The organism is Blautia sp. An81 (genome assembly GCF_002161285.1).
Taxonomy (GTDB): Bacteria; Bacillota; Clostridia; order Lachnospirales; family Lachnospiraceae; genus Blautia; species Blautia ornithocaccae.
On sequence record NZ_NFHH01000036.1, the window covers coordinates 1 to 19,045 of the forward strand.

Annotated in this window: 11 protein-coding genes and 4 pseudogenes; 1 reads left to right on the top strand and 14 read right to left on the bottom strand. The window is 57.1% G+C overall.

What is annotated here, in order from left to right; genetic code table 11:
• Window positions 1-119: 119 nt before the first annotated feature.
• The 3 genes and pseudogenes from B5G33_RS19115 to B5G33_RS22125 all read right to left on the bottom strand — a co-directional run.
• Window positions 120-4,793 (bottom strand): annotated as a pseudogene (locus B5G33_RS19115) (DEAD/DEAH box helicase family protein); the annotation flags it as partial.
• Window positions 4,794-4,949: 156 nt separating this feature from the next.
• Window positions 4,950-5,534, bottom strand: a pseudogene (locus tag B5G33_RS22805) (hypothetical protein); the annotation flags it as partial.
• Between the two features lie 767 nt (window positions 5,535-6,301).
• On the bottom strand, window positions 6,302-6,658 hold the full coding sequence (locus B5G33_RS22125) for a TnpV protein (protein WP_072853158.1): 357 nt from the start codon (window positions 6,656-6,658) through the stop codon (window positions 6,302-6,304).
• Here B5G33_RS22125 and B5G33_RS22130 point away from each other — a divergent pair.
• The gene (locus B5G33_RS22130) at window positions 6,657-7,460 is read left to right on the top strand and encodes a hypothetical protein (protein WP_072853160.1); all 804 of its coding nucleotides are present in this window, start codon (window positions 6,657-6,659) and stop codon (window positions 7,458-7,460) included. The two genes, B5G33_RS22125 and B5G33_RS22130, sit on opposite strands and share 2 nt — an antisense overlap.
• A 49-nt stretch (window positions 7,461-7,509) precedes the next feature.
• Here B5G33_RS22130 and B5G33_RS19120 read toward each other — a convergent pair whose 3' ends face one another.
• From B5G33_RS19120 to B5G33_RS19165, 11 genes and pseudogenes are all read right to left on the bottom strand, one after another.
• Window positions 7,510-7,725, bottom strand: a complete 216-nt coding sequence (locus B5G33_RS19120) for a transposon-transfer assisting family protein (RefSeq protein WP_002588921.1) — start codon at window positions 7,723-7,725, stop codon at window positions 7,510-7,512.
• A gap of 1 nt (window position 7,726) precedes the next feature.
• Window positions 7,727-8,260, bottom strand: coding sequence for a YodL domain-containing protein (locus B5G33_RS22810; RefSeq protein ID WP_416385621.1), 534 nt, complete (start codon window positions 8,258-8,260; stop codon window positions 7,727-7,729).
• A gap of 26 nt (window positions 8,261-8,286) precedes the next feature.
• Window positions 8,287-10,948, bottom strand: a pseudogene (locus tag B5G33_RS19125) (LPD16 domain-containing protein); the annotation flags it as partial.
• Window positions 10,949-10,950: 2 nt separating this feature from the next.
• Window positions 10,951-11,232, bottom strand: coding sequence for a hypothetical protein (locus B5G33_RS19130; RefSeq protein ID WP_002588923.1), 282 nt, complete (start codon window positions 11,230-11,232; stop codon window positions 10,951-10,953).
• A pseudogene (locus B5G33_RS19135) lies at window positions 11,229-13,314 on the bottom strand (DNA topoisomerase 3). Before B5G33_RS19135 ends, B5G33_RS19130 begins: the two are co-directional and overlap by 4 nt.
• Complete coding sequence (locus tag B5G33_RS19140; protein WP_038270835.1) at window positions 13,295-13,513, bottom strand: hypothetical protein; 219 nt, start codon at window positions 13,511-13,513, stop codon at window positions 13,295-13,297. The pseudogene B5G33_RS19135 and the gene B5G33_RS19140 overlap by 20 nt, the downstream one beginning before the upstream one ends.
• Complete coding sequence (locus B5G33_RS19145; protein ID WP_002588925.1) at window positions 13,510-14,283, bottom strand: DUF4366 domain-containing protein; 774 nt, start codon at window positions 14,281-14,283, stop codon at window positions 13,510-13,512. The genes B5G33_RS19140 and B5G33_RS19145 overlap by 4 nt, the downstream gene beginning before the upstream one ends.
• Window positions 14,273-14,530 (bottom strand): DUF4315 family protein, encoded by a 258-nt coding sequence (locus B5G33_RS19150; RefSeq protein ID WP_002588926.1) that lies wholly within the window; start codon window positions 14,528-14,530, stop codon window positions 14,273-14,275. Before B5G33_RS19150 ends, B5G33_RS19145 begins: the two co-directional genes overlap by 11 nt.
• Before the next feature lie 30 nt (window positions 14,531-14,560).
• The gene (locus tag B5G33_RS19155) at window positions 14,561-16,297 is read right to left on the bottom strand and encodes a CD1108 family mobile element protein (RefSeq protein WP_002588927.1); all 1,737 of its coding nucleotides are present in this window, start codon (window positions 16,295-16,297) and stop codon (window positions 14,561-14,563) included.
• Window positions 16,290-16,664 (bottom strand): DUF3851 family protein, encoded by a 375-nt coding sequence (locus B5G33_RS19160; RefSeq protein WP_033126285.1) that lies wholly within the window; start codon window positions 16,662-16,664, stop codon window positions 16,290-16,292. The genes B5G33_RS19155 and B5G33_RS19160 overlap by 8 nt, the downstream gene beginning before the upstream one ends.
• Window positions 16,661-19,042, bottom strand: coding sequence for a VirB4-like conjugal transfer ATPase, CD1110 family (locus B5G33_RS19165; protein WP_002578788.1), 2,382 nt, complete (start codon window positions 19,040-19,042; stop codon window positions 16,661-16,663). The genes B5G33_RS19160 and B5G33_RS19165 overlap by 4 nt, the downstream gene beginning before the upstream one ends.
• Window positions 19,043-19,045: the final 3 nt, after the last annotated feature.

Genomic DNA, 19,045 nt, shown 5'->3' on the forward strand with positions numbered 1-19,045 from the left:
CCCATCGGGTTTCCCCTTTTGGATAAGTCGGGTGACGATAGGGTGCGGATTATTCCGCTTTGATACCTTGCCCTATTACTTGCTCAAGGTAAGATTATTACAGCCCCTTACGGGCGCACGGTCATGCTGTTCGATACGGGGGTGCCAGTGGCGAAAATCACACCACGGTTTCCGGTCAGTTCATCCATATAGCGACACTTTGCAAACATATCGCTGGACTTTTGGGCATCGCTTGTGGAGAGACCTGCCACATTCCGCATCTTGGTGTATAAAAACAGGTTTTTATAGTTATGCGCCTCATCGACGAACAGGCGGTCCACACCCAACTGCTCGAATGTTACCACATCGTCCTTGCGGCTCTCGGCCTGCAATTTCTCCAGCCGGGCTTCCAGGGACTTCTTGGTGCGTTCCAACTGCTTGACCGTGAAACGCTCACCGCCGCTGTACTTCACCTCGGCAATGCCCTCGGTGATCTCGTCGATCTGCTCCTGAAGGAGCCGTTCCTGACGCTCTCGGCTGATGGGGATTTTCTCAAACTGGCTGTGTCCCATGATGATGGCGTCATAATCGCCGGTGGCAATGCGGGCGCAGAACTTCTTGCGGTTGTGGGTCTCAAAGTCCTTTTTGGTGGTGACAAGAATGTTGGCGGAAGGATAGAGCCGCAGAAACTCCGACGCCCATTGTTCGGTCAGATGGTTCGGCACCACAAAGAGGGATTTCTGACACAAGCCCAGGCGCTTACTCTCCATGGCGGCAGCCACCATTTCAAAGGTTTTGCCAGCGCCTACCTCGTGTGCCAGCAGCGTATTGCCGCCGTACAGCACATGAGCGATAGCGTTTTTCTGGTGTTCCCGCAAGGTGATGGCCGGGTTCATACCACCGAAAGTAATGTGTCCGCCGTCGTATTCACGGGGACGGGTGGAGTTCATTTCCTCATTGTACTGGCGGACCAGAGCTTGGCGGCGGTCCGGGTCTTTCCAAATCCAGTCTTTGAAAGCGTCCCGGATCGCTTGCTGCTTTTGGGCGGCCAGGGTGGTCTCTTTGGCATTCAACACCCGGCGCTCTTTGCCGTCTGCATCCTCTATGGTGTCGTAGATACGGACATCCCGCAGGTTCAGGCTGTCCTCCAGAATCTTGTAGGCATTGGCACGGCTGGTTCCGTAGGTGGTATAGGCTGCCACATTGTTCTGGCTTACAGAGCTTTTGCCGGTGATCTGCCACTCAGCGGTGAAAGAAGAATAGTTGACCTCGATATTGCGCTGGAGATAAAACGGCGTGTCGAAGGTCTCATACATAAACTGCTGGATGTACTCTTTGTCGATCCAGGTAGCGCCCAGGCGCACCTCAATCTCCGACGCATCCAGGTCTTTGGGCTGGGCAGCGGTAAGGGCCTCCACATTGACTGCAAAGGAAGGGTCCTGCTGTGCGGCCCGCTGTGCCTGACGCAGCTTGCGCCGCACATTGCCGGACAGGTATTCGTCGGCTGTTACATAATGGGGAGTGCCGTCTTTCTCCAACTGCCCAGGTACACGGAAGATCACGCCTTTTAGCTCGGCGGCCAGTTCGTCGCCGGTCTTGCCGGTCAACTCCGCCATATACGCCATATCGACAAAGGCTTTTTCGGAAATTGATACGGCCAGAGCTTCACTTGCGGTATCCACAGTGTCCACCGCCTTGTGGGGCTTGATGGTGCGCTTGGTGAACATATCCGCCTTGCGCTCCAGCTTGCCGTCCTCGTCAATGACTTCCAGCGCGCAGAGCAGATAGTAGCTGGAATCATCAGCAAAGGCCAGCCGGTTCGCCCGGTCATTGATAAGACCATATTTTGCAGAGAAGCTGTCATAGAGCCGGTTCAGTTCGGCCTGTTTGTCCTGGATGGCGCTGTCCGGTGTGGCGGCGTCCATTTGCAGATCAATGAGCTGCTGGACACATTCTCGCAGACCCACCAGTCCTTTCACACGGGCTTCGGCGGTGGCATTCAGGTCAGGCCGTACCATACAGCTGTTTTCACGGTAATACACATCGCCGTCCACAACGGTGTAGGAGTAATTTTTCACATTGGGGTCAGCAGGGATAGAAGTGTCGATGGCTTCGCCCTCGCCCAGCTCCGGCAGCTCGGCCTCCTGGTAGGTGCCGCGAATGTACTTCACGGCATCATGCAGCTGATCGGCAAGCTCCAGCCCCTCGATGGGGTTCACGGTGTAGTCCATGCCGTGGGCGGTGCTTTCCGGTTCCTGTCGGCCCAGCACCATTTCCGGGTGGTCCAGGAAATAGCGGTTGATGGCAAAGCCGTCCTCGGTCTGCCCGGTCTGCGTCCACTCCGGCACGATGTCCAACGGACGGTCACGCTTTTGCAGGAAGATGATGTCCGAAACGACCTCGGCACCTGCGTTCTTTTTGAAAGCGTCATTGGGCAGACGGATGGCCCCCAGCAGTTCGGCGCGCTGAGCAAGATACCGGCGCACGGTGGAATCCTTGGCGTCCATCGTGTAGCGGCTGGTGACAAAGGCCACCACGCCACCGGGACGAACCTGATCCAGAGCCTTGGCGAAAAAGTAGTTGTGAATGCTGAAATTCAGCTTGTCATAGGCTTTATCCCGAACCTGATACTGGCCAAACGGTACATTACCCACCGCCAGATCGTAGAAATCCCGCCTGTCGGTGGTCTCAAACCCTGCCACGGTGATGTCGGCCTTGGGGTAGAGCTGCTGGGCAATACGCCCGCTGATGGAATCCAGCTCCACGCCGTAAAGACGGCTGTTTCGCATTTCCTCCGGCAGCATACCGAAGAAATTGCCTACACCACAGGACGGCTCCAGGATGTTGCCGGTCTCAAATCCCATGCGGCCCACAGCCTCGTAAATCGCTTTGATGACCGTAGGGCTGGTGTAGTGCGCGTTGAGGGTGGAACCTCTGGCAGCAGCGTATTCCTCCGGGGTCAGCAGTTCCTTCAGCTGGGCATATTCCTTGCTCCAGCTTTCCTTGTCGGGGTCAAAGGCATCGGCAAGGCCGCCCCAGCCCACATACCGAGAAAGGATTTTCTGCTGTTCCGGCGTTGCCTGCTCGGTGGTTTCCTCCAGGTATTTCAGCAGCTTGATTGCCTCGACATTGGCCTGGAACTTAGCCTTGGGGCCGCCTTCGCCCAGGTGATCGTCAGTGATACGGAAATTCTCGGCGGTGCGACGCAGATTGGCCTTGTATTCCTCATAAGAGGCTTCCTCGGCAGCTTTGACATTGGGGAAGGTCTGCCACTCGCCGTTTACCTGAATGGAAACGGGGTGTTCGTCCAGTACCTCATCCAGAGTCTTTTCCGGCTCGACAGCAGGCGTGGGCGGCTCCGGCTCATTGGTTCGCAGGGTCTGAACAACCACATCATAGGGCAGATTGTTCTTATCGCCCGGATAGACAGCCACAGTCTCGGCTTGGAAGGCCGGGGTTTCGGCAGCCGGTTCGGGGCGTTCCTGCTCAAAACCGTCCAACTGACGGGCATACATCCCGCGCAGCAAAGGCGCAACCTCGCTCCACTGGAAGAACAGCATGGCCAGACGCTTTTCATCTGCATCCAGCACTTCCAGCTCGATACCTTCCGGCATCGTGCGGTAATCGGCGGTCTCGCCGGTCTCCAGCTCCATCGTTTCCACGATGTTGGGATAGGCCCGGCTCAGCCACAAGGCTACCTCCTGGTTACTCTTGCCGTTGCGAAGAAGCTCGGAAAGCTCCGCCTTGTCCGCCTCACCAATCAGGCCATGGGCCAGCACATCCCGAAGGTCCTGGTCCACCGTATCCAGATTTGCAGGCAGGAATTCGGTATAGAAGTCGTTGCGGTTATCCTCCCGCAAAAGCTGCTCAAACCGTTCCCGGCTCTCAGCCCGGTAGATGGGATAGCTCATGCCGGTGGGCAGCAGCTGCACCGTGTCATCCCGCAGCTCTGTGATCTGATGGGGCCGGTCATCCAGATAGACAATATCACCCACATTGTAAGGAGGAACCGCTGGATCGTAGGAGGTTCGCTCCCGGAGTGTGCCACGAGCCGCAGCGTATTCCTCATCTGAAACCAGAACACGCAAATTATGGGGAGAAGGCTGTTCCGGCTCATCTGCCGGGACGCTCTCTCTGGATATGGCCTCCACATCCGCCATAACACGCTGGATGAATGGGTCATTATCCAGTTTTTCCTCATCCACCAGTTCACCATTCACAATGCCGCGCTCGGCCAAAGCCTCCCGAATGGCGATGGGGTCGATGTTGTCGAACCGGTCCTGTTCCGCTTCGGTGTAGAACCGGTCCTCCTTGATAAGCTGAGCGATCCGGCGCTGTACCTTGGGCCAGGGCAGCACCGTTCCTTCGGGGCTTTCCGGGCGAACCGAAAACGGGGTTTTGCCATCGCCGCCGTCAAACTCATGGGCCAGCCATGCAGCGGTATCTTTTTCCCGCCCATGTTTCTCCATGTAACGGACAACGGCGTGTTTACTTTCGATTTTGCCGTTCCAGTCCTGGATAGCCTTGTCGATGTCATTGTCCGTGAGAGGGTGCAGCAGCTCATGGAGCTTGGGATAGGTCTCGTCGATGATTTCTCGATGAAGGCGCTGGCGGAACTCCGGTGTGTCGGAATAGAGGCGGAGCAGCTCCATGTTGCCAGATCCCAGGACAGCACGGCGAATAGCGGCATTGCCCTCGATCACGGCGTTCTCATGGTCACTGTGACCGCAGGCATTGCGATATGGCACATCTTCCATAACAGCGGCAAGTACAATGGGCTTGTATTGCTCATGCAGTTCTCGAATCGTAGGGGCTGCGGCTGCTTCGGTCTCCTGAAATACTCTGGTCCCGTCTGCGCCAAACTCCGCTTCCTGGGCATTGATGTGCTGTTCCGCCTCATGGTCGATAGAGGGCATGGAATACTCCTGCCGCTCCCTGCCGCCCTTCGGGACAGCGGAAATGGTCACATCATGCTTATCCCGCAGCTGTTCCACAACCTGCTCCAGCCGGTTTGCCGGAAAGCCGCACATTTCCACACGGCCACCGCCGGGGATAGCGCGGGTCGTGAGATTGAGGTCCAGTTCCGCAGCAGCAGTTTTGGCGTCCTCACCGTACAGCTCAAAAAAATCCCCCATTTGGTAGAGGATTATATCATCCGGGTGGCGCTCCTTGACGCCGTTGTATTCCCACACAGCCGGGTCCGGCTGCTGGGCTTGCAGGGCATCTTCTTCCGCCAGGGCCTTTTCTGCCTGGATTTTGTCATACTCCGCCTGTTCCTGTTCTGTGAGATAGCGTCCCTTCTGGATCAGGTCGGTAATCCGTTTGGCGACTTTCTCCCAGGTGAAATGCACATCCGGGCAGCCGTCTTTTTTGTAGTGCAGACCTTTTCCGTCGTGGCTTTCATCGCTTTTCATTGCACCGGACAGGGCATGGGAGTGACCGCCAATACCATACTTATGTTTGAGAAAATCCACCTTTTCCTTATCCGTATGGGGTTCCTGGAAAAAGGTGAAAACTCGGCCCTTACCGCCCTCAAATCCGCTGCCTCTGGTCATGGCGGCGTCGATCTCGTCCTCAGAGATAAACTGCTTGACCGAAGGTACTTCCGTCAACTGAGAGGTAAAGGTGGTGCGAGGCAAGGACAGATCTTGCAGGTTCTCCCAAATTTCTTTGGGTTTATGGTAGTGGAAGCGCAGCAAATCCCGATCCTGCTGGTAGGCCGTCCAGAAGGCAGCATATTCTTCCGCAAGGTTCTGGCGAAACTCCGGGCTTTTCAGCTGTTCGGTGAGCCATGCAGATTCCTCCGGGAAACCGCGCCCCGGATTGTTGGAAAGGATGGGCAGATACCCAGCTTCTCTGGCTTCCTCGCTGAAATCGTGGTACAGATTCCAGAACTTTTCCGCGAGGAGGGAGCGTTCATAGCCCGCAGCCTCAGCCAGCTCCACATTGGTGGCAAACTGGCCGTCCTGCAAAAGCTGGCCGATACGCTCAGCGGCACTCTCCCAGGAAATGACCTGGGCGGACTTATCGTAACGGGCAGTTTTGCCGTGGGAAAGATGGATTCCATCCTCGGCATACCATGCAGTGATGCTGCCAATCCCGTTGCCGCCATGGTACAGGGTTTTCAGGGTGTCTGCGATCTCGGTGGTGGACTTCTGCTCCTCAAAGGCCGCGACAATGCGCTCTCTCTGGCGATAGGTGTTGCCGCCCAGCCGCAGCACATGGTCGATGTCAGCCTGGGCAAAAGAAAAAGCAGAGGATGTTTTCACATTCTCTGCTTCATCTATGATTCTGATTTGTTCTGCTTCGGAGAGGAAGAAACTCAGCTGTGAATAAGCTCCGCCATCAGAATCTCCTCGGCCTGTGCTTTGCAGGTGTTCATCAGGCCCACCCAGCGCATCGGGTCGCTGGCTTTCAGCTGCTCCGTCGCGCCCGCGTCTTTCGCCAGCTGGGGCATCATCTGCTCCAGACGGCTCTGCGCTGTCTCGTCGATCTCGATGAGGTGCGGGTACAGCTTCTCGGTCAGCAGCAGCTGATTGTAAATCAGGGGCCGGTGTTCCTTCAGGTACGCTTTCCGCATCCTGCCGTACTTGCCCAGGGGCTTCTCCGGCTGTTCGGTCAGCTTCAGGTCGGGAATCTGATAATCTCCGTTCATCGTGTAAGTCAGGCTGTTCTCCATGTGTAACGCTCCTTTCCGCGAGTTGCTCGCGCTCATAGATCTGGATGGTGACGCCGATCTGCCGCAAAACCTGCTGGTTAATCTGGCTGACCGCCGCGCCCAACGCCCCAACCGTGGCCGGGGTATTGAAATCGAAAATCGGCATGAAGTCCTCATGCTGGAAATATTGTTCCGTATCCAGCCCACAGCGAGACATCAGGGCATAGGCGATACTGACGGTGGCGGCGGACTTAAATTGGACTTCGATGTTGTAATCATCGTACTCCGCCAGGAACGAACCGTCAACGATATAGCGGAAATCTCTCTGATGATCGTCCCAATACTCACTCGCCAGCTTTCCGGCTACATCCGTGAGCTGCTGGGCGAGATTGTCACCGGCAACGCCGTAGTTTTGCTCCAGCATGGCCGACACAGGCCCAATGTGCTGTTCTTCCAGCTGCCACAACCAGGGTGTACGGGAATGTTCACGGGTGCCGGTATCGGAAATATCGAACACATAGCGCAGGCGAAGCTTGTCGCCGGAATCGTCCACCAGGGCAATACCCTTGGAGCCACGGCGCACATACCGTCCCATTTTTTCATTCCACAGGTCATACTCGGCGCAGGCGGTGGCATCCGGGCGCTGGGCGTAAATCATCATTTGCTCGTGGAATGGGTATTTATAAAGGCGGGCGGCGGTGGTGAGAAAAGCCGTCCACTCCTTCCAGCTGCCTACAAGCTGGGTCGATACCTGTTCGGCCATCTGCCGGTAAAATTCAGCTTTGGATGGCATGGTTTTCTGTCCTCCCTTCATGTTGAATAGAAATGGGACGGCATATCAGGCCGTCCCATCAGGTCTTTATGTGTGTTTTTTACTCGTCGAAATCTGGGTACAGCTCCAGTTCGGCAAACTCGGTGTCGTTCATAGCTTGGAGTTTACCCAGGGCGCTGTCCGTCAGTTCCCGCAGCTCGGCTTCCTCCGGCGAAAGCTCACCGCGCATCTCCGTCAGAGCGTCGATCAGCCCGGTGCGGCTGCCGGTGTTGTAGATGCAAAGAAGGTTCGTTTCCTCAAAGGTGAAGTTGTTCATATCAAAGCTCCCTTTCCGCGCTCTTTTTTTGCGCTGTCTTTTTGTGTTCCGTCTTGGGCTGGCTTTTCAGCTGCTCCATTACGGACTTTTTCTTTTCCCGTTCCTCTCGATGGACGGCTGCTGCCAAGTCCATAAGAGAAATGGGCTGACCACTGCGGGCCTGTTGTTCCAGCTGGGCCACTGTCGGCTCCTTTGGGCCGTTATTGATGATACCGTCGATCATGCCGTAATCATCTTCCACCGTCATTTCCGCATTTCTCAGCGAATTTTCCGGCAAGAAACCTTGCACCTGGGTGAAACCAACACTGTCGCAGTAATGACAGGATACCTGACCATTCTGCTTGATGGCAACGATGTCACTGACGCTCATAGACGGGCTGTGAAAATCCACCGGCTTTTGCAGATTGAACTGCTCATACAGCCTTTCCAGCTGCTCCATAGTGCTGCCGGAACCGTCCAGAGGGGCGGTATAGATAAGGTCATAGTTACTCCGCTCTACGGACAGATTGTGCGATTGCAGCCAATCCAGATTCATAAAACGCACATTCTGCGGGTCATCCTTGCTCACCTGATAAATAGCAAAACAATTTCCCTCATGGGAAAGAAACGCCTGTTCCCGTTCCAACTGCCGATCCTGTCGTTCCAAAACTTTTTCGTGAAAGTCCGGGCTTTGCTCCCATTCCTCGCGGGACACAGCAAAGATACCGTCATGGGCGTCCAGGTCGGCAGTGTCAAAGGCCATTTCCGGGTTTTCACCCTCCTGGACGATATAAACGGTCAGGTCTCGCTCCATCAGCTCATAGGCTCGCTCTTTGGAGAGGGGCAGAAGGTCACCGTCCAGGTAGCCGCATTTCTCCAGATCATCCTGAGTCAGTGCCGGGTCCGGCATGGGATACTCGTCCAACGCCTGCTCCTGGGCATCCGGCAGCTGGGTGGCGGCAGCTTCTGTGGTCTGCTGGCTGACCTGTTCCTGCATCTGGTGGTAAGCCGCCTCCTGCAAAGTCTCGATCATGGACAGCGGCGCATACTTGATGGACTTGCCGCCCATCCCCAGGTCCTCGCAGATATGGCTAACCGCTGTGGAACGGCCCATATCCGGCCCGTCCAACTGGCCGCCGTCCATCTGCTTCATGGTTGCCACATCGTAGAGCGTGTAGTCCCAGCCGGTGTCGCAGGGCTGAACATGAAGGTAGCTGGTATCATCCAGCACCAACAGGGCCTCCCGGTACTCGGCGCTGGGCTGGACACTTTCGGTATTTTCCGGCTCGGTCAGCTGTTCCGGTTCAGTCATCGGCACCAGCTGATCCAAGCGTCCCATAAGCTCGGCAGCTTTTTGGGTGGTTTCATCCGGTTCATCCTCGTTCACGATATTCTGGAGCCATTCGCGTACACCGCTGGCATCTCCGCTTCGGAGTGTGGCAGTCAGTTCGTGCAGTGCGTCCTCACGGCTATCTGCATTGTTCCGATACTCATAAGGGTCATAATCGAAAGTGAACTGGTCGATGTCTGCTGCCAGCTGCTCGATAGAGTCCTGCTGCGGTTCCGTGGCGGCAGTCAGGTCAATGCCGCGCTCCTTGCAGATTTCCTTGTAGTTGCGCTCGATGTCGTTAATCAGCTCGCAGGAAGTCTTGTTGATGGTCTCCAGACTGGCCCGCAGCTCCTTCAGCTCCTTGTCCTTCGACCAGGAAGCGATGTAGCCAAAACTGTTCTCGCCGGTCTGGATGCCGAAATACTGGCAAACCGCATAAGAAATGCTCTCGGCCTCCACTTCCTCGGTGTTGCGGTTCTTGGCGGCCTGTTTCACCGCCGTCAGATCTTCCTCCACTTCCAACCGCCACTCAAACCGATTCTCGTCCACATAGCGCCAGCCTTCCTCGGCGGCGGCCTGTTCCGCCTCTGCTTCGGTGGCGAAGTCCAGACGGAAGTCATGCTTGGTGCCGCCCTCGCTCACCATCACGATCTTCCAGGTCGGCTCCGCTTCGTACTTTTTGGGGTCGTGGAGCTTACTGTGCGCGGTCTCATGGACAGCGGCGGAAACAGTCTGCACCTCGCTCATGCCTTCCCGGATGGCGATCCGCTGCTGGTCAGAGGAGAAATAGCCGTCCATGTTCTCGGCCATCGGCTCAAACTCGATGGGAACCGGAGCCGAGCGGCGCAGAGCTTCCATGAAAGCCTCATAGTGCGGCACCGTCCCGGACAGGCTGGAGGCCAGCTCTGGCAGGGGCTTTCCGTCCGTCTGGCTCACATCGAACACCTTCACCGGACGGAACATGGGGATTTCAATTTCTTTTTCCTCCATGACCGCCTTGCCATCCGCGTCCAGGATGGGTGCATGAGTATCCGGGTCGCGCTTCATTTCCTCGATCTTCTTTTTGTAGGGCGTGGGGGCAATGATGGTGATACCATGCTCACCCTTTTTCACATGGCGCTCAAACTGATTTTTCCACTTGTTGAACCCGGCCACCAGGGTGGCGTCCGGGCGCTGCATATAGATGAGCATGGTGTTGTTGACGGAGTAGCGGTGGAACTTGGACATGACGGACAGATAGCGCATATACTTCTCGCTCTCAAACAGTTCCTTGATACCCTGTTCAATGCCCGCTGTGATCTCTTGTAACCGTTCTCGATTGGTGGTCTTATCAGCCATGAATTTCACTCTCCTTTCCAATTTGGCTATTTCTGATTGATGTTCGGCAATCCACAGCTTTTGCTCCTCCGGGCTGTTCTCCAGAAAAAAATCCAGCAGATAGCCCACATAGTCCTTTTTCTGGATTGCCTCCATGAATCGGGGATGTGGATTTTCCTCCGGTGTTTTGGGTGTGTAGTCCGTTTCCCACTTGCGGAGCAAATGAAAGTAGTCGGCCAGGACACGAAAGGCATGGTCTCGGTCCTCCTTGAATTTCTGCGCCTCGGATTTCTGGCGGACATGGCGTCGCCGGGGAGGGGCCTGACTGTCATAAGCCAGGCCAAAATCCTGGGCCAGCTTCTCGGCGGCCTCTTTGGGGGACAGATTGTAGAGCCTCGCTGTGAAGTCAATCACATCGCCGGTGGCTCCGCAGCCAAAGCAATAAAAATATTCCTCGTTCAGCTTCATGCTGGGATTTTTGTCATCGTGGAAGGGACAACAGGCCATGCCGCTCCGGTTGACCTCGATTCCGTACATCTGCGCTGCTTCTCGGACGGTGATGGACTGCTTGACAGCCTCAAAGACACTTTCAGCCATGCTTACTCATTGCCTTTCTTGGGGGTGGGCGGCCTGTATCCGGCAGCCTTGGCCAGTTCACTGGCTGCCTTACGGCGCTCGGCGCTGTAAGGTTCCCGGACGGACACACAGCGTTTGGGAACGAGAAAGGTCTGGCGGTCCTTTTTCACAATCTGGTCCGGGTATTTCTCTGCCAGTCGCCGCAGCTTCTCCAGCAGCCGGGGGTCATGGGTATAGACCTCGGCGGTGGCTTCGGCCTGGTTGTAGAGGATGATGGTTTCCTGTTCATAGCGTGAGAGCTTCATCGTTTGCCACCTTTCTGCTGGTCAAACTCCAGCTTGAAGTTGGCGTACTGCCCATCATCCGCCAACACCACAGTGGCATCGTAGGTCTTGCCGGTTTTCTCGGAGTACAAGCCCCTCACATGAGCGCGGCCATCTTTGAGCAGTGCCGTTACGATGGCTTTGGTAGGTTGCTTGTGCTTCATCTCCCACCACTTGTTGTTTTTCCAAATTGCAAATTTGCAAGATTCTGTCTGACAGAAGAAGCCTTTTTGCATTTCTGCAACCTCTCCGCCACAGCGGGGGCATTTGCCCACCACTTCGTGGGAAGGGCTGAACAAATACTCCGTTCCCTTGATAGCTTGATAGGTTCCCACAAGTTCTTTGAGCATGGCACTAATCCCAGCCATGAAATCCTCCGGGGCCAGCTCGCCACGCTCGATCTCACCCAGCCGGTACTCCCACTCAGCAGTCAGAAGGGGCGATTGCAGCTGCTCCGGCAACACGGTGATAAGGGATACCGCGTCATGGGATGGCATGAGCTGCACGGTTTTCTTGCTCTTTTTGCGCTCCAAAAAGCCGGTGGAAACCAGCTTTTCCAGAATCCCGGCGCGGGTGGCCGGGGTCCCCAGGCCCTTGCGCTCGGCATCCTCCGGCATATCGTCCTTCCCGGCAGTCTCCATTGCGGAGAGTAGCGTATCTTCGGTGAAGTGCTTGGGCGGGGTGGTCTTGCCCTCCTTGACGGTAGCACCAGAAAGGGGCAGCGTCTGACCTTCAGACAGCTCAGGCAGAGCCTTGTCCTCGGGTTCTTTGTCCTGCTCCACATTCTTCAGCCCTGCGCGATAGGCAGCGTCCAGCGCCCGCCAGCCGTAATTTTTCACTGTGCGGCCTTTGGCAGTAAACTCCGCTCCGGCGCACTCGACAACAACGGCGGTTTCCGCAAAGGTATAGGGCTGGGCCACGGCGCACAGCAGGCGCAGAGCCACCAACTCCAGCACCGCCTTTTCGCCCACCGGCAGGCCGGACAGGTCCGCGCCCTGGAGGTTGCGGGTAGGGATCACTGCATGATGGTCGGTCACTTTCTTGTCGTTGACAATCTGGGCGGCATTGCAGGCAATCTCCATGCCATTGGAAAAGGGCATCGCCCCGGCAGTGAGCTGGACCAGCTCCGGTAGACTCGCCGCCATATCCGAAGTCAGATAGCGGCTGTCCGTCCGAGGGTAGGTACAGAGCTTCTTTTCATACAAATTTTGCAGGTAGTCCAGGGTTTGCTGGGCGGTGAACCCCAGCAGCCGGTTGGCGTCCCGTTGGAGGGTGGTCAGGTCATAGAGGGCGGGCGGCTTCTCGGATTTGTTTTTGCGCCCCACTTTTTTCACTGTGGCAGCCGCACCTTGGCAGGCCGTTTTCAGCTGTTGGGCGGCAGCCTTGTCTGCCATGCGCTCCCCGGAAACGGTGAAACCGGGCAGCTCCAGTGTGACCGTGTAGAATGGCACCGGCTTGAAGGTGTCGATCTCGGCTTCTCGCTGGACAATGAGGGCCAGCGTCGGGGACATGACACGTCCGATGTTGAGGGTCCGGTGGTACAGCACGGAAAACAGCCGGGTGGCATTGATACCCACCAGCCAGTCCGCTTTGGCGCGGCAGAGGGCCGCATCCCGCAGGCCGTCATAGTCTGCACCGGGGCGCAGGTTTGCAAAGCCCTCCCGGATGGCGGAATCCTCCATTGAGGAAATCCAGAGCCGCTTCATGGGCTTCTGGCAGCCCGCCAGCTCATAGACGCTGCGGAAGATCAGCTCCCCCTCGCGTCCGGCGTCGCAGGCGTTTACCACTTCGGTCACATCCGGGGCGTTCATCAGCTGCTTCAGCACATCAAACTGTTTCTTCTTGTCCTTGCTCACCACCATCTGCCAGGGTTCCGGCAGAATGGGCAGATCGTCATAGCGCCACTTGGCGTAGTCCGGGTTATAAGCGTCGGCGTCGGCCAGACCAGCCAGATGGCCCACACACCAGCTGACCCGCCAGATAGCCGTCCTTGCGGGCGGTGGCCCCAATCACGGCGGCCAGACTTTGGGCAACGGACGGTTTCTCAGCGATCACCAGCTTCATGGTTTTTCATCCTCCTTTCCCGCAGCCATGCGGTCAGCTGCCGGTGGCAGAATCCCACGCAGGGCTGACCGTCACGGTAATTTCCGCAGCCATAACAGGGGTGGCCGGGAGATAAAGTAGGAGGACGGGAAGTTTCCTTCCCGCCCTCCGGCCTGCGTGTCATCATGCGTTCATAGGGGCTGTCGGTGAAGCGGGTCAAACCGTCTTGTCCTCGCTTTCCTCGTCGCCGCCCCCGTCAGCGTCCGGCTCGTCAGATTCCTCGGTCTCCCAGGAGTCCTCGTCCTCCTGATCGGTATCATCCTCGCCGTAGTCATAATCGTCCAAATTGTCGTTGCCCTTGGTCTTGGGTCTGCTTTTTACCAGCTTAAAGTAGGCAAAAGCGCCGCCGCCACCCATCAGAGCCAGCACCGCCAAAAGAATGGCCGGATTCAGTCCTGCGGGTTTCTGCGCCGGTTCTTCCGGTTCCGGGGTTTCTTCCGGGGTCTCCGGTTCCGGCTCCTTACCCGTGCAGGCGCTCATATTGGTGGCACACACCGGGCAGGCCGTATTCACCGCACCGGCCACACATTTCTCCGTACAGGTACAGGTGGCGGGCTGCTCCTGGGTGGTCTGACCGTCCTCCATCAGCGCCATCAGGTCCGCCTCGTCCACCTGGTTTAAGAAGTGGACAGCGGTTTCCTTGTCCTCGTTGGCCCGGTCAATGAGGATGTAGAAGTAGTTGCCTGCCTTGGTGGTGACGGTGATGAGCTGCTTGTTGTCGCCGAAATCATCCACCAGGGCGGCGTTGCCATCCGGGGTCAGGGCCGGACTGTCCTCGGTTTCCTCCACGACCACATTGCTGTCGTTGGTGGCATCCTCCGCCGGAAGTTCTTCCGTTCCCTGGGCAAAGGCAGTCACGGAAAGGCCCATCATCAGCACCAGGGCGGCGCAGAGGGCCGAAAGGGTTTTGAAAATTTTCTTATTCTTCATGGTCGGTATCCTCCTGTTCGTTGTAGTTGGCGGAGGCAGCGGCCATGCCAGGGACCGTACCACCGGAGAGCATGGCGTTCAGCTGCTCCGGGGTCAGCCGCAGGGCGCGCACCATCTGAACGATTTCCAGGTTCTCCGCCTCGGTTTTCTGCGCCTCCAGGGTTTTCAGCTTGTCCTGGTACTCCGCGATCTTCTCGCGGACCTTGGCAATCTCCTGGTCAATGCGCTGGATTTTGTTCTTAGCCATTTCAATCACTCCTTTTCTCATAAATCGGCCTTACCAGTTCATCAGGCCGTAGCCCTTGATGCACTCGTAGGACAGGGAATAACTCTTGATCTTGCAGGCGTCGCCAGAATTGCCCTCCACGGTGTAGACCCGGCTGCCGTCTGTGCCGACCACAAGGCCCACATGGTCGGCGCTGCCATCCAGGTCCCAGTCAAAGAAGATGGCGTCGCCGGGGGCGATATTGGCGTAATCACGCCCGCCCCATTGTCCGTGAGACTGGAACCACGGAATACCCTGGGACTGGCAGGCGGCAAAGCGCGGCTCGGACAGCCCCATCTGGCCGTAGCACCAGGACACGAAGCAGGCGCACCATTCCACACGGGAATTGAAGCCGTACCAGCTCCAGTAGGGCTGACCGCCCACATTGCCCACCTGACTTTTGGCTATGTCCACCACGGCCTGATTGCCGGGGCGGGTGCCGTTGACGAATACCACGCCGGTCAGGTCCTCGGAGTTGCTCGTATCCGGGGAGCCGCCGCCGAAGATCAGCGGCTTGTTGCCCAGCGTCTGCCGGTACACCTGGTACATTTCCAGCTGTTCCGGGGTTAGCAGCTCCGAAGCCACGGAAGATATGGGCTTGCTGGTGAGCTTCACATTCAGAATGTAATACTCATACGGGACTTCCTCGGTGGTCGTCTCGCCGGTCACGGGGTCCGTGGAAGTTTCGGTGCGGTATCGTATCTCCACTTCCTCGGTAAGCGTCAGTTCATACTGTGCGTCGAACACGCGCTCCAGCTCGGCCTGGGCGCTCTGCCGGGTATAGCCTTGCAGCACGGCGGACAGGTAGGCTGCCAGCTCATGGGGGTCATGCCCGATCATATCCAGGTCATAGCGGTACTCGTCATACCCCGGATGGCTGCTTTCGATGTTGTCGATCTCGGCTTGCAGCGCCGTTTCTTTGGCAGCGTAGTCGGCCTCCACCGCCACCAGCTCAGGATCATCCGACGGGTAGGTGGTGCCGGACACCACGGAACCGATACTCTGCGCCATCATGGAGCAGGAGGACATGGTGTTGAGCAGCATACAGACCAGCAGGAAGATCGCACCCGCAATCAAAAAGCCCTTTTTGTGGCGCATGACAAACGCGCCCGCTTGCTGGGCTTTCTCCTTGACCGCCTTGGCCGCCATGCCGGTGGCCTCCGCAGTCTTGGCGGTGTTCCCGACAGCTTGACCGGCGCGCTTGGCGGCAGCGTATTCCTTTTTGATGGCCTGTTTCTGCTGCCAGCGGGAGATGGGGTTGCTGGCAAGCTGGGGATTTTCCCGCAGGGACTTCTGATACAAGGCGTTCACATTGGCCTTCTCCAGCTTCTGCTCGGCCTGGGCCGCCTTGCGGTAGGGCTTCAACTTGTGGCTGCGGTAGCCTTCCCGTGCAAGCCTAACGCCGGTCTCGGCAGCCTCCTCGGACTTGTGGGCGCTCTCCACGCCCACATTGTCCTGTTCGGTCTCCCGGATTTCCTTGTGGAGCTTCCCCAGAGCGGCATTGGCGGGGGTATCCCGCACCGCATGGGACAATTTGGAGGGCGGCTTCTTCTTGTCCTCCAGCACCAGCTTGGTGGTCACTTTGCCGGTCTCCGGGTCCACCGTCTTTTGCCGGACCTGCTTTTTGGGGATTTTGGCCTGCGCCTTGTCTGCTTTGGCGGCGGCCTTGTCCGCCTTACGGATGGGCTTCTCCAGAGCCGGGTCAGCCCGTTCCTCGTCCGTAAAGCGCAGGCGCGGTTCCTTATTCAAACCATTCCCCCAACATGAGGGAGGCCGTCATGTAGCGCAGCTCCACATAGACGGCCAGCCCCACAGGGTCACGGGAGGGGTGCTGAAGCAGATGGGCGTAGATCTGCGCCACCACATTGGCCAGCAGCTCGGACTGCCCGCCCTCGAAGATGACGATGGCCGGGACGCCGTTCATGGCGCACCAGATTTCCGTCAGGCGCAGCAGGCCCGCTTCGCCGTCCTCGTTCAGCTCCGCAGCCTGATCCGCCGCCGTGCGGGTCTCGCTGACGGCATCGGCCAGCTCGGTGAGCAGCTGGGTGCGCTCACCCTCCAGGGCATCGTCAAAAAACATCATGGTATTCAGTTCGGTGTTGGGTTTCATGGTCATTCATCCTCCTTTTTCAGTTCCTGGGGTTTGGTGGTCATAATGCGGTACAGCTCGGTGTTCTTGGGGAAATGGTCCACGAAAGGCAGGATCGTGGAGCCATAGAACAGCAGGCCCTCGCCCTCGCTGGAGTGGGTCACATAGGAAAGCTGGTGAGGGGAAATGCCCAGCTGCTTGGCGAGAATCTGCCGGTCCCCGCCCGCCTGGTTGAGCATATACACGAAGTCGGAGTTCTCAAAGATGTTCTCCACCTCGCGGGAAGAAAGCAAGTCTTTGACATTCTGCGTGATGCCGGTGGGGATGCCGCCCCATTTTCTGAACCGCTTCCAAATCTCCACCGTGTAGGCGGCGGTCTGTTCCTCTTTCAGCAGCAGGTGCATCTCGTCGATGTAGTAACGGGTGGATTTGTGGGCAGCACGGTTGATGGTAACGCGGTTCCACACTTGGTCCTGGACCACCAGCATACCGATCTTTTTCAGCTGCTTGCCCAGCTCCTTGATGTCGTAGCAGACGATACGGTTGTTGATGTCCACATTGCTCTGATGGTTAAACACATTGAGGGAGCCGGTCACATAGATTTCCAGCGCCGTGGCGATGTACTGCGCCTCTTTCTCGTCCTGCGCCCGCAGCAGGTTGTAGAGGTCCTCCAGGATGGGCATATTCTCCGGGCGGGGGTCATTGAGATAGTCCTGATACACCAGCCGCACACAGCGGTCAATGATGGTTTTCTGAACCGGCTGCAAGCCCTCTTTGCCGCCTACGATCAGCTCGCACAGAGACAGGATGAAGTCGGACTTGAGAGACAGCGGACTTTCATCGTCCGAGTAGTCCAGGTTCAAATCCATAGGGTTAATGTAATTGCTGCTGGTGGGCGAAATCTTGATGACCTGCCCATGCAGGCGCTCCACCAAGGGCGCGTACTCGGCCTCCGGGTCGCAGATAATGATGTCATCATTGGTGAGCAGGAAACAGTTGGCGATCTCGCGCTTGGCGCTGAAGGACTTGCCGGAACCAGGGGTGCCGAGAATCAGTCCATTGGGGTTTTTCAGCAGCTTGCGGTCCACCATGATGAGGTTGTTGGACAGGGCGTTGATACCGTAGTACAGCGCCTCTTTGCCGTTCTGGAAAAGCTCCTGGGTGGTGAACGGAACAAAGATAGCCGTGGAACTGGTGGTCAGCCCCCGCTGAATCTCGATCTGATTGAGGCCCAAGGGCAGCGCAGACATCAGCCCTTCTTCCTGCTGGAAGTCAAGCCTTGTCAGCTGGCAGTTGTACTTCTGTGCGATGGAACTGGCCTGGAACACATTGTTGCCCAGCTGCCGGGGATTGTCCGCCGTGTTCAGCACCAGGAAGGTCACAAGGAACATTCGCTCGTTTCGGCTCTGCAAATCCTGCAAGAGCTTCTTGGCCTCGGCACCGTAGGTGGCAAGGTCGGAGGGAATGATGTCCATGTCATATCCGGCGCGGACGGCTTTTTTCTGTTCCTCAATTTTGGATTTATCCAGGTCGGTGATTTTCCGCTTGACCGTCTTGATGGCCTTGATCTGATCTACGGACTGGATATGCAGGCTGACGATCAGAGAGCTTTCCATATCCAGAAAATCCGCCAGCATCCGGTCATTCAGCTCCGGGGCGAGGATCTGCAAAAAAGAAACAGCCCCGTATTTTTTACCCATACGGAACTGTTTGCCGGTGCGGAACTCGAAGCCGGACGGCGCGATGAAATCCTTGGTGGACAGACCGGACGGAGCCAGCCAGTCCCATTCAAAGCGGAACGGCACCTGTTCATCCATGTGGAAAATGCCGTGAAGCTGTGCCAGCCGCGCCTTGCCGTCCAGGGTCTCGGCGGCCACGCCCAGGCGTTTGAAGTTGTTGAGAATGTCGGTCTCAATGCGCTCCAGACGGGGCTTGGCGGCCTTGAGGCTGTCGGCGTCGATGCCGAAAGTCAGGTACTTGGTCTTGATAAGACCGTTGTTGCCTCTTGCCAGCTGGTTTTGCAGCATGGTGGTGTACTCCACCCGGATGCTGTCAAAATCATCCCCCTGGAGAGGAATGTTGATGGCGCGGGCAAAGGTCTCCTCAGAGGCTGCCAGGTTCAAAAAGGACAGCTGGAACTGAATGGAGCTGTCGAAGTAGTTGAGGAAATCGCACCAGCCCTCGAAGATCGCTGTCTTGTCCTCGTTCTGCGAGAGCTGATAGTTGATGTCCTGGAATTGGATGGTCTTTGTGTAGCGGCTGCCTGCCACACGGCAGATGCCGTCCGGCCACATCCGTTCATAGGGGATACTGTCCTGAGCCGATTTTTTCTTTTTGTCTGTGCGATTGGCACGGGCAATGGCAGCCTCGATCTGCTTTCTGTCGGCGCGGGACAGCTTTTTCATCTT

What these genes read in the sequence shown, in the direction of transcription:
- B5G33_RS22130 (WP_072853160.1), top strand. Translation starts at nt 6,657, where the DNA reads ATGTGTAACGCTCCTTTCCGCGAGTTGCTCGCGCTCATAGATCTGGAT.
- B5G33_RS22125 (WP_072853158.1), bottom strand. Translation starts at nt 6,658, where the DNA reads ATGGAGAACAGCCTGACTTACACGATGAACGGAGATTATCAGATTCCC.
- B5G33_RS19120 (WP_002588921.1), bottom strand. Translation starts at nt 7,725, where the DNA reads ATGAACAACTTCACCTTTGAGGAAACGAACCTTCTTTGCATCTACAAC.
- B5G33_RS22810 (WP_416385621.1), bottom strand. Translation starts at nt 8,260, where the DNA reads ATGAATCTGGATTGGCTGCAATCGCACAATCTGTCCGTAGAGCGGAGT.
- B5G33_RS19130 (WP_002588923.1), bottom strand. Translation starts at nt 11,232, where the DNA reads ATGAAGCTCTCACGCTATGAACAGGAAACCATCATCCTCTACAACCAG.
- B5G33_RS19145 (WP_002588925.1), bottom strand. Translation starts at nt 14,283, where the DNA reads ATGAAGAATAAGAAAATTTTCAAAACCCTTTCGGCCCTCTGCGCCGCC.
- B5G33_RS19150 (WP_002588926.1), bottom strand. Translation starts at nt 14,530, where the DNA reads ATGGCTAAGAACAAAATCCAGCGCATTGACCAGGAGATTGCCAAGGTC.
- B5G33_RS19160 (WP_033126285.1), bottom strand. Translation starts at nt 16,664, where the DNA reads ATGACCATGAAACCCAACACCGAACTGAATACCATGATGTTTTTTGAC.
- B5G33_RS19165 (WP_002578788.1), bottom strand. Translation starts at nt 19,042, where the DNA reads ATGAAAAAGCTGTCCCGCGCCGACAGAAAGCAGATCGAGGCTGCCATT.